This window comes from Anabaena sp. AL09 (genome assembly GCF_001672255.1).
Classification (GTDB): domain Bacteria; phylum Cyanobacteriota; class Cyanobacteriia; order Cyanobacteriales; family Nostocaceae; genus Dolichospermum; species Dolichospermum lemmermannii.
The window spans coordinates 1-10,182 of sequence record NZ_LJOQ01000075.1; the positions used below are offsets into that span (position 1 = coordinate 1).

Sequence of the window (10,182 nt, forward strand, 5' to 3'; positions counted from 1 at the left end):
GCGTTGGTCGGAAAACCGTCGTCAATTCACGCGCCATTCATCCCCCGCTGCCCTATCGGGTCAGACGTGGGGCTTCTGTCGGTTAAGCTAAAGTTTCTAAAGTCTCTCGTAAATACATTTGTACTTGTTGATCTAGACGTAAACTTTGTAATTTGGCGTTACATTCTAATTGCCATCTTTGAAAACCGGAACTAGCAGAAATCACGTATTTTAGGTTATGCCAAAATTGAGTATTAGCAGATAATTGGTGATCTTTACGCTCACCGTTGACAGAGACTTTGCTGTCAGTAGTATGCGCGTAATCGCTAGAAGTTGGAAATTGAGCCATAATTCCTCATTCCTTATTTTTCACTTCCAGAATTAGACAATTTGGGATTTTAGATTTCAGATTGATAATTGATTTCACACACAAGGGGAAGACCTAAATCTCACCCAAGCCTAAAATTGAAGATTTTTGTTTAATCTTCTTTCAAGATAATGGTTTTACACCTGAAAATTCTGTCTCATTCATCACTAAATGCGGAATTTTATGCGAGAAATTTCTAAAACAACTTGTTTTTAATTAAACAGAGAATTTTTTTAAAATTTATAGCAACCCAAGGGGGTAAGACATGAATTGATAATAAAACTCGGACTAGAACAGGTTTTTACTTCTTCCTTCTTCTTTTTCCTTCTTCTTTTTCATTCCTTCCTTCTTCTTCATTCTTCTTCTGACTCCTGACTCCTGACTCCTGACTCCTTTTAAACGGAGTGCTGAGTTTACATTATTTGAGTGTTGAACTCGGAACAGTCTCAATTCAACACTCATTAACTCAGCACTCAACGCTGGATGCACGTCACTACTTAGTCATAGTCAGAGTCCGACGTTTAGTTACCAATTGGTAGGATTCAATGATATCATTTTCCACCCAGTCATGGAACTTATCAATGCCGATACCACATTCATAACCTGCGTTAACTTCACGGGCATCTTCTTTCATCCGTTTGAGGGAATCGAGAACACCTTCGTAAACTACCTTGTTATAGCGACGGACGCGCACCTTACAGTTGCGAACGAGCTTACCAGATTGAACATAACAACCGGCAACAGCGCCACGACCAACTGGGAAGACAGCACGGACTTCTGTTTGTCCCAAGGGTTCTTCCACCAACTCTGGTTCGAGTAAACCTTCCAAAGCACCTTGGATATCTTCCAAGAGTTTGTAGATGATGTTATATTCTCGGACATCTACACCTGCTTCATCCGCAGCTTGTCTAGCGCCACTGGCATAAGTGGTGTTGAAACCAATAATGACGGCGTTACTAGCCGCAGCCAAGTCTATGTCTGTTTCCGTGATTTCTCCAGCCGTAGCCAAGAGCATCCGAATTTGGACTTCGTTTTGCGGAATTTGGCGGAGAGAGCCGATAATAGCTTCCACAGAACCTTGCACGTCGCCCTTGAGGATCAAGTTGAGTTCTTTTAACTCGCCTTCTTGTGCTTGTGCTGACAGGGTAGTGAGAGTGACACGACCTTGCAACAAGCGGGATTGACGTTGTTTGTCGGCGCGATCGCTGGCTACAGAACGAGCTTCTTTCTCGTTTTCATAGACCTCGAAATCATCACCAGCAGCAGGGACATCACTTAAACCCAATACTTCCACAGCAAAGGATGGACTAGCAACATCTACACGCTTGCCTCGGTCACTTACCATAGCCCGGACTTTACCGAAGGCTGAACCAGCGACCAGCATATCTCCAACGTGGAGAGTACCGTTTTGAATCAGCAAGGTAGCAACTGCACCTTTCGCCTTATCCAAATGAGCCTCAATGACTGTTCCTTTTGCGACCCGATCTGGATTAGCGGATAGTTCGGCTACTTCCGACACCAACATAATCATTTCTAGGAGGGTGTCGAGGTTTTCGCCCTTAATGGCACTAACGGGAACCATGATTGTTTCACCACCCCAATCTTCAGCGGTGAGACCGTAATTGGTAAGTTCCTGTTTAACCCGTTCTGGCTGTGCGCCTTCTTTATCAATCTTGTTGATAGCAACGACAATGGGAACGTTTGCAGCTTTAGCGTGGCTAATAGCTTCAATGGTTTGGGGACGAACACCGTCATCAGCAGCTACGACTAGCACGGCAATATCTGTCACCCTAGCTCCTCTAGCACGCATCGCTGTAAAAGCTTCGTGACCAGGAGTATCGAGGAAAACTATCTGCTGTGGTTTACCTTCATGGACGATATCAACATGATATGCGCCGATATGCTGGGTAATACCGCCCGCTTCCCCAGACGCAACTTTGGTTTTGCGAATAGAGTCGAGGAGAGTGGTTTTACCGTGGTCTACGTGACCCATGATGGTGACAACTGGGGGACGACGAATGAGGTGAGCCAAATCAGCCACGTCAATCATTTCCGTGACTTTCCGGGCTTCAGCTTCTCGTTCGACAATTTGGACTTCTACTTCTAGTTCTTTGGCGACTAGGGTAATCGTCGGAATATCCAGATTTTGGGTGATGCTGACAGCCATGCCCTTCATAAACAGGATTTTGACAATCTCTGTATCGGCAATTACGAGGGACTCAGCCAACTCCTGGACTGTCAATGGACCAGTAACATCTAGTGTGGCTGGACGATCTGGTTTTTGCTCTACATTTTCTTGCCGACGATTGTTGTGGTCACGGGAAGAACTAGATTTTTTACCTCTAGCGGTAGGAGCAGCCACAACCGCTACAGTTGGCATACCGGAGCGAGTCCCTTTGGGTTTGGGAGGACGGGCAATGGAGAGACTAACTTGAGTGGCTGCGGAATTTTCTAGACCGTCTTCATCTAAATCATCTTCATCTAAATCATCTTCTACGATTAGTTTGACCCGTTTGCCTTTGGGTCCAACCTTCGCTTTTTCTTTGATTTCGTCAATGATTTCTTCTTCTTGCCATTTTTTCCCACCCTTGTTCAAACGAGGGGGTGTAGGGCGTTTTAAATCCAAAAGATCGGGTGCTACTGGTATTTCATCCAATCCTTCTTTTTTCGCGCCACCTGCATTATGTCTGGGTGGAGTCGCCGTGGGAATGGCTGCTGGTTCACTGGGACGGGCAGGTCTAGGGCGTTGGATATCACCGCCAATGGATGGTCTACCACTGCGTTGTTCTGGTCTTGTCGGCGCTCCTGAATTAGCCCGACTAGGTCTAGGTGGTGCAGATGGTGAACCTTGATCAGATGAAGGTCTATTAACCTTACTTCTCACTGGCTGAGGATCTTCTTCAACAGGCTGTGAGCGATCGCGTTTGAGAAGAGGTTTTTCTGATGTTCCTAAAACTAGTGTTTCTGCCGCTTTTGCGCCATCTACTCTAGCAGGAGGAGAAACCAACTGGGGTTTTTGCGGTTTCTCTGGTTTGGCTCTGGGAGTAGATATTTTCTCTGGTTTTTCCGCTCTCACCTTTTCTGTAACCGATTCAGGATTAGATACCTGTTCTGGTTGGGTAGGATTAGGTTTAAGTGGAGTCTCAGATTGATTCCGGGGTACTGGTCGAGTTGGTGCCGCCGGCTTTATATTCACAGATGAGACTGGTGTCGCAAAAGGCCTTGGAGGTGCCGGCGGATTAGCATCAGTAGCGTCAGTAGCAACTGAGATATTGGTTGAGTTGGTGGTAGTGTTTATCAATATTTTCGGTTTGCGAATTTCTAGAATTTGCTGTTTGTGATGGGCGTTGGTACGGTTTTGAGATGAATTTGGTTTATGGCCATTTGTACTTTGTTCCTTTTTCGAGGCTAAATTCGTAGCAGCGACTTTTTCGGCTGCGCTACGAATTTGTTCAGCTTCCGCTTCGGAAATCGTACTGCTATGGCTTTTAACCGCAATATCGAGCTGGTCGCAAATTGCTAGTAGCTCTTTATTATCCAAATTCAATTCTTTTGATAAGTCATAGATTCTCACTTTTCCGTTGTTCATCCACTCTTTCCCCTTTAATTTACAGTTTTAGCGGATGGTTGCCTGGTTTGTGACATCTCCACCCTTTGATCACTGTTTTTTCGGTTGCCTTTGGTGATATTGCCGGTGACTCCAGTTAGGAAAGAGAGATGTTTCGGGTTAATACTGACATCTCCACCAGGAATGATGGTTGATGCAGAACTGCGATTTGACGCTACCAGGTCGCCATTTTTGGTTTTTTTGTTTTGCCGATTTGTGAGTCTTCCACAATACAATCAAAAAAAAACTTGTTGGGAGTAATGCCTTGCGTCTTGTCCAAAAAAGGAGATCGAGAAAGCTGGTTACATCCATTTACTATTTTGGCATTAACTTGAACGATACTAAAGGTTATGATCAGAGACCGAATAGTTCGGCTTTTGTCATAATATCTTGAGAGACTATCGCAATTTTAGTTGTTACCATTAAATGCGATCTTGGCGATCGCCGTGATTTAGACGTTGCCACAATGTTTGATACACTGTATCTGGCACTGCTCCATGCAGCGATCTCCCTAGTCTATTTTTCTTCTGAGCTGCTTGTAGGCAACTCTCTTGCGGACAGATATAGGCAGAACGCCCCATGCCCTGATCTAATTGTACCTTTCCAGATGGAAAGACGCGGACAATCCGCCAAAACTCTTGTTTCAAGTTGACTTGACGACAACTAATACAACGCCGATAGTTCGGTTTCATCAGTCTTCTGCCAGATTTAAGTTAGATATCTTGGGGATACTAAACAATGTATTTTTTAGTGCCTGTTGTTAGTTGTTGGTTGTCAGTTGTCAGTTGTCAGTTGTTAGTTGTTAGTTGTTAGTTGTTAGTTGTCATTGGGAAGAAATATTCCCCCTGCTCCCTGCTTCCCTGCCTTTTTCAAATTATTGCAGATAAATTTGGGGAATTAATCTTCCTCGCTATTGTCAAATCTATCCTCATCCAATTCTAATTCTTCTGCCATTGCATCTTCTCGGTCAGACCTGTCATCCCTATCATTTTGGGATTGATATTGCGCTCTCACCGCTGCAAATTTAGTATTTTCGGCTTCCTCGTCATATTTAGCCTGATCTTTAATATCAATTTTCCAACCAGTGAGACGGGCAGCTAACCGCACATTTTGCCCTTCTTTACCAATAGCTAAACTCAGTTGATCTTCAGCCACTAAAACGTGAGTTTGGCGACTTTCGGGGTCCATGAGTCTGACTTCATCTACCTTTGCTGGACTCAACGCATTGGCAATATAGGTAGCTGGATCTGGAGACCAGCGAATCACATCAATTTTTTCACCGCGTAATTCATTAACTACCACCTGAATTCGTGATCCCCTCGCACCAATACAAGCACCAACGGGGTCTACATCGCGGTCTAGGGTATCAACAGCAATTTTTGTGCGGGGTCCCACATAACGAGAGGGAGGGTTAGCTTCTCGCGCTACAGCCACAATTCGCACTACTTCATCTTCAATTTCTGGGACTTCGTTGGCAAATAAATAAACTACCAAACCTGCATCAGCACGAGATACCATCAATTGTGGCCCTCGTTGCTGTCCTTGGGAAACTTTTTTTAGATATACCTTAAAGGTAGCATTAGCCCGATAATTATCGTTGGGTAGCTGTTCTCGCTTGGGTAATTCGGCTTCTACTTCTGATTGTCCAAATCCGCTACTAACTGCCAAAACTACAGATTGACGTTCAAATCGCAATACTCTAGCTTGTAAAACCGTGCCTTCCAAGTCTTGAAACTCTTCTTGCACCATTTGGCGTTGTTGATCTCGCAGTTTTTGCGCCAATACTTGTTTCGTTTGCATGGCTGCCATGCGCCCAAATTCTCCTTGATCTGGGGTGACATCCAATACTACAGAATCTCCCAGTTGGGCTTCTGGGGCTACTTGCTGGACTTCATCTAAGGAAATTTGATGATCAGTGTTAGCAACTGCTTCAACAATGGTTTTGGTGGAAAGAACCCGAAATCCTTCACCCTCAATATCCAGTTCTACTTCAAAATTATTAAAATACTCTTCATCAAATTGTCTGCGTTCTAAATTTTGGGCGCGACGATAACGTTCGTAACCCTTAATTAAGGCTTCTCTAATAGCTGCTTGTACAGCTAAACGCGGTAAGTTTCGTTCTTGGCTAATACTTTCGATTAGCTCTTTTAATCCCGATAAAGTCACCATTGACATACGCAGTCTCCTAAAATTTTATAAGAAAGTAGGCTTAAAACCGTTCTATAAAACTTACCCAAAATTACCAAAGTCTAGACACATCTGGACAGCGATAACCTTAGTGTTTACTTCCTGCTTCATCACGGCAGGCAATCTCGGTAGAACTTACCGTTTCTGACCCTAGACTTAAAATCTAAAACCTTTTTGGGTTTTTATGTTTGGGTGTTTTTTAAGCGAGAGAGGGGATAAATCTCTCAGTGACTTATGGTGTTACAATGTCTTTAACAGGTAAGGGTAATTAACCTGTACAAACACCCGATGTTGCTTAACGGCTCAACACTATACATTGACAATCTCTTTAGAGCGGAGAGTGTCAAGTCAGCAGTCAGCAAAATTAGATAACTGTTAAGAAATAATTGTGTTCTTTTCCCCAATTACTTCTTCTCAATTACCACTTACCAGTCCCTAATCCAACGTCTAAAATCTAAAATTGATTAGCTACGCTCATCTATTTGGACTTTGGTAATGAGGTTACGGGGAATTTTTACTACACGACCCTTTTGATTAAGGTAAACTGTAGTTTCATCCCGGCTAATCAATAGACCTATCCACTCTTGCTGTTGTTCGGAGGGTGGGGAAGTAGAAATAACTACAGGAAATCCTTTGAAGGAAATAAACTCCCTGTCTGTTACCAGTTGCCGCGAAATACCAGGACTAGATACTTCCAATATGTAACCGTCTGGAATGATATCGGCCGCATCTAATGAGGCTTCAACGGCACGGCTCATCCTTTCACAATCATCCAGGCCAATGTCCTGTAGAGGATTAAAGATATCTACTCGCAAGACTGGGGGGTTTTGGTTCGTATGAAAAACTATACTAACAACTTCCAATCCTAGTTCTGCGGCTACTGGTGTCGCCAAATCAATAATTTGTGGTATTAAAGGATGAGTCATGGGAGAATTCAATAAAAAAAGTGGGCTTCAACCCACTTCCTGCGATAGGGATATCTTCCAAGAAGTATTGTGACGAACTGTATTAGTTCGCCCCTAAAATGAGTGTAGCTTATTTCTTCAGTTAGTCATGACAGACTTGAAGAAATGGTCAGTTGTCAGTTGTCATTGGTCAGTTGTCAGTTGTCATTGGTGATTGGGAAAATCTTTTTCTTTCCGTATTTTGCTTTTTACCTCTAAATTTAAGGTATCTATCGTAAAGCTCCCCAGTTTTATCAACCGGGGAGCTAAAATTTTTTAGTTCACCACAACGCCGTTTTACCTAAGTTTATGACCTGGTTAAACCAGGTGGGAACTGAGGGTTCTCATTTAAAGTTTCTGGGTACAAGCCCAGTATACTGCCACGAGAATTGTTTAGCTCCCTTGTTGTTAAAGACATAGATCAAAAAACTTGACGGCAGTCACCAATCGTCGTAGTGCAACTAACTCATTATAGCTTTGAAAAATAGTTTGTGTGTTTATTTTGGGAAAATTTTGGCAAATTTCTACTGGGGATACCAGATAGATTCAATTTTGTGTATAATGTCCTTTACTCCATTAGTATGATCTTGATCTAATAAAACGGTGATATGTCCTAGTTTCCTTCCTGGACGAGCTTCTGTTTTTCCGTACCAATGAACAGTAGCCTGGGGAATATTTGCTAATTGTTGACGTTGTTTTTGGTAGTCACAATGGCTGTTTTCATATCCTAGCAAATTAACCATCACGGCACTAGCACAATGTAATCTAGTATTGCCTAATGGTAAACCACACACTGCTCTCAGGTGTTGTTCAAATTGGGAAGTTTCACAAGCGTCCAGGGAAAAATGCCCAGAGTTATGGGTACGTGGTGCTATTTCATTAATTAAGATTTTACCTTCGGCGGTGAGAAATAATTCAATGCCACAGACTCCTATATATTGGAGGCTAGTTAATAGTTTATGGGCGATCGCTTCAATTTGCAAACTTTGCTCTTGGGTGATTTGAGCGGGGGCAATTACCCACCGACAAACCTGTTCTTTCTGGAGAGTTTCTACCGCTGGATAGATGACAATTTCCCCATTTACAGAACGGGCGGCAATTATCGCCAGTTCTTTGGTAAAAGGCACAAATTCTTCGACTAAAAACTGGCTATGAGTTTGATTAACTATTTTTGATAAAGTTGCAAAATCGGGAATGATAAAAGTTCCTTGACCATCATATCCATGTCTTCTGGCTTTGATAACCACAGGAAAACCCAAATTTTCAATTTGAGATTCTAGCTTTTTTTCCCCTGATAATGCCAAAAACTGGGGAACTGGTAAACCTAAATCCCGTAAATAGCACCGTTGCTCATATTTATCTAACAGAGGTGCTAAAGCTGCTAGTTGAGGACGAAAACAAACACCCTGTTCTTCTAGCAGTGATAAAGCCGCAAGGTTAACAAATTCATTTTCAAAGGTAACGATATCACACTTTGTCGCTAAAATTTCTGTGGCAGCGGCATCATCAACTGCGGCAAAAATGCTATGTTGGGCAATAGATACGGCTGGATCATTGGGACTAGGAGTTTGGACTATTAATTCTACTCCCAGCTTATCTGCTGCATCTTTCATCATCCAAGCCAGTTGTCCACCACCAATTATACCAAGTTTCATTGACATCCTAAGGACTCACGAGTTTCTACACCAGTTTGAGAATTTACACCACTGGCTTTTTGACATAGCTCTTTAATTTGCGCTTTATCTAAAATTGCGTCTGTAAAATCTGCACCTGTGATATTAACATCTGTGAAGACGGTGCGGAGTAAAAGAGCTTCGATTAAAACGGCGTTACTTAAATCAGCGCCTATTAATTTTACCTCATTCACCATCGCATTTGTTAAATCTGCTCCATGTAAATTTGCTTTTGTCATGACTGAAGCACTGAAAACTGTTCCTCGTAAGTCCGCACCTGTAAAGTTAGCCATTTCTAAGTTAGCGTTAGAAAATTCCGCAGCTTGTAAACTTTGTCCAGAAAAATCTTGTCTTGACAATTCGGCATTACTATATGATAAAGGATGAGTCCAATCTGCTGATGCTGGCTGTGCAACGCACCAAACCATAATTCCTAAAATCCATCCTAAGCTCTTTTGCCAAAACATAGTTGATGAGTCCAAATTGATACTGGATAAGTTAAGTTTTGCATAAACGTTAATATTTTGTAATAACGCTTTTGGTAATTACTCCCTTTTTTAAATTTTAACTGTTGCTGATTCTGGAAAAACATGGCATTATTGCTCCAGCAGGATCTTACTATTTACAATAATTCATTAAGTTTGATTACAAGTAAAGTTTGTTATCTTTTAAAGTCCAGTAGTCAGGACAACTGATAATCTATTAATCATGGTGATGGCTGTGGAAACAGGATTTTTAATATGTATAAAATAATTTGATAAACCTTTAAAACAATGAACTAAAAGTTATAGCGGTATGTACTTGAATAAGGGAAAAAAGTCCCTAAAAAAGCCAGATAACACAAGATCTTTCCTGCTGACTGCTGCTATATCTGACTAAGATCTTTAAGTTATTAAAATTGACAACCTGCACACATTAACAAAGCAAATTGGTATTTATATGATAAATCATTACTCTATTCAATGGATTGAAGCATGGTGCTTAGAAAATGGCTGGACAGATTTATTCGTCGAGAGACGTGGTAACTATTGGGCGTTTCCTCCGGGGGGAGTCATACCAGAACCAATCCCAATGAATGTGTTGAGAGTAATTAAAGAAAAAAATGGTTTAACTAATCAAGAAGTGTATTGGGCTTGTGCGGCCATATCTACCACCATCCTAGCAGTGATTTACACTTTTTGGTTTAAATGTCCGATTCCCTTGGTTTTATCTTTTGCATTTAATGCTGTAACTGTGGCACAATTTGAACCAGAGGATGTCTAGATTTTTAAACCGTTGTAAATATTTTAGCGACACTTGCCACAAGAGAAGCGATCGCTTAAAATTAAATCCAGGGGACTTAAATGCAGCGCGTAATATTGACCGATGGTTTGTGGATATTTTTATCCCTGTAGCGTAGCGGTTCCTTTTAGGAACTACGGTCAG

General features: G+C 42.0%; 10 protein-coding genes and 1 other RNA gene. 2 read left to right on the top strand and 9 right to left on the bottom strand.

Annotation, left to right across the window (positions count from 1 at the left end; translation table 11 throughout):
* Positions 1-82: 82 nt before the first annotated feature.
* From AN490_RS14155 to AN490_RS14195, 9 genes are all read right to left on the bottom strand, one after another.
* A complete protein-coding gene (locus tag AN490_RS14155) occupies positions 83-328 on the bottom strand; it encodes a hypothetical protein (protein ID WP_168653865.1) in 246 nt (81 codons plus the stop codon).
* Positions 329-634: 306 nt separating this feature from the next.
* Positions 635-808 (bottom strand): hypothetical protein, encoded by a 174-nt coding sequence (locus AN490_RS14160; RefSeq protein ID WP_213712363.1) that lies wholly within the window; start codon positions 806-808, stop codon positions 635-637.
* A gap of 31 nt (positions 809-839) precedes the next feature.
* Positions 840-3,935 (bottom strand): translation initiation factor IF-2, encoded by a 3,096-nt coding sequence (gene infB / locus AN490_RS14165; RefSeq protein WP_300004422.1) that lies wholly within the window; start codon positions 3,933-3,935, stop codon positions 840-842.
* A gap of 440 nt (positions 3,936-4,375) precedes the next feature.
* Positions 4,376-4,645 carry a YlxR family protein gene (locus AN490_RS14170; protein ID WP_015083448.1) on the bottom strand — a complete coding sequence of 90 codons (270 nt, stop codon included), beginning with the start codon at positions 4,643-4,645 and terminating at the stop codon, positions 4,376-4,378.
* Positions 4,646-4,850: 205 nt separating this feature from the next.
* Positions 4,851-6,128 (bottom strand): transcription termination factor NusA, encoded by a 1,278-nt coding sequence (gene nusA / locus AN490_RS14175; protein WP_015083447.1) that lies wholly within the window; start codon positions 6,126-6,128, stop codon positions 4,851-4,853.
* 476 nt (positions 6,129-6,604) lie between these two features.
* Complete coding sequence (rimP, locus tag AN490_RS14180) at positions 6,605-7,066, bottom strand: ribosome maturation factor RimP (protein ID WP_015083446.1); 462 nt, start codon at positions 7,064-7,066, stop codon at positions 6,605-6,607.
* Positions 7,067-7,361: 295 nt separating this feature from the next.
* Positions 7,362-7,546: non-coding RNA, 6S RNA (gene ssrS, locus AN490_RS14185), on the bottom strand.
* A gap of 62 nt (positions 7,547-7,608) precedes the next feature.
* On the bottom strand, positions 7,609-8,745 hold the full coding sequence (locus tag AN490_RS14190; RefSeq protein ID WP_300004431.1) for a 5-(carboxyamino)imidazole ribonucleotide synthase: 1,137 nt from the start codon (positions 8,743-8,745) through the stop codon (positions 7,609-7,611).
* Positions 8,736-9,224, bottom strand: coding sequence for a pentapeptide repeat-containing protein (locus AN490_RS14195; RefSeq protein ID WP_168652006.1), 489 nt, complete (start codon positions 9,222-9,224; stop codon positions 8,736-8,738). Before AN490_RS14195 ends, AN490_RS14190 begins: the two co-directional genes overlap by 10 nt.
* Before the next feature lie 472 nt (positions 9,225-9,696).
* Here AN490_RS14195 and AN490_RS14200 point away from each other — a divergent pair, with 472 nt between their 5' ends.
* Together AN490_RS14200 and AN490_RS14205 are read left to right on the top strand one after the other, a co-directional pair.
* The gene (locus tag AN490_RS14200) at positions 9,697-10,020 is read left to right on the top strand and encodes a hypothetical protein (RefSeq protein WP_213712379.1); all 324 of its coding nucleotides are present in this window, start codon (positions 9,697-9,699) and stop codon (positions 10,018-10,020) included.
* On the top strand, positions 10,013-10,156 hold the full coding sequence (locus AN490_RS14205) for a hypothetical protein (protein WP_300004435.1): 144 nt from the start codon (positions 10,013-10,015) through the stop codon (positions 10,154-10,156). Before AN490_RS14200 ends, AN490_RS14205 begins: the two co-directional genes overlap by 8 nt.
* Positions 10,157-10,182 lie beyond the last annotated feature (26 nt).

Bases quoted from the DNA above. Each gene is read 5' to 3' on its own strand.
- AN490_RS14155 (WP_168653865.1), bottom strand. From the start codon at position 328: ATGGCTCAATTTCCAACTTCTAGCGATTACGCGCATACTACTGACAGC.
- AN490_RS14160 (WP_213712363.1), bottom strand. From the start codon at position 808: ATGAGTGTTGAATTGAGACTGTTCCGAGTTCAACACTCAAATAATGTA.
- infB (WP_300004422.1), bottom strand. From the start codon at position 3,935: ATGAACAACGGAAAAGTGAGAATCTATGACTTATCAAAAGAATTGAAT.
- AN490_RS14170 (WP_015083448.1), bottom strand. From the start codon at position 4,645: ATGAAACCGAACTATCGGCGTTGTATTAGTTGTCGTCAAGTCAACTTG.
- nusA (WP_015083447.1), bottom strand. From the start codon at position 6,128: ATGTCAATGGTGACTTTATCGGGATTAAAAGAGCTAATCGAAAGTATT.
- rimP (WP_015083446.1), bottom strand. From the start codon at position 7,066: ATGACTCATCCTTTAATACCACAAATTATTGATTTGGCGACACCAGTA.
- AN490_RS14190 (WP_300004431.1), bottom strand. From the start codon at position 8,745: ATGTCAATGAAACTTGGTATAATTGGTGGTGGACAACTGGCTTGGATG.
- AN490_RS14195 (WP_168652006.1), bottom strand. From the start codon at position 9,224: ATGTTTTGGCAAAAGAGCTTAGGATGGATTTTAGGAATTATGGTTTGG.
- AN490_RS14200 (WP_213712379.1), top strand. From the start codon at position 9,697: ATGATAAATCATTACTCTATTCAATGGATTGAAGCATGGTGCTTAGAA.
- AN490_RS14205 (WP_300004435.1), top strand. From the start codon at position 10,013: ATGTCTAGATTTTTAAACCGTTGTAAATATTTTAGCGACACTTGCCAC.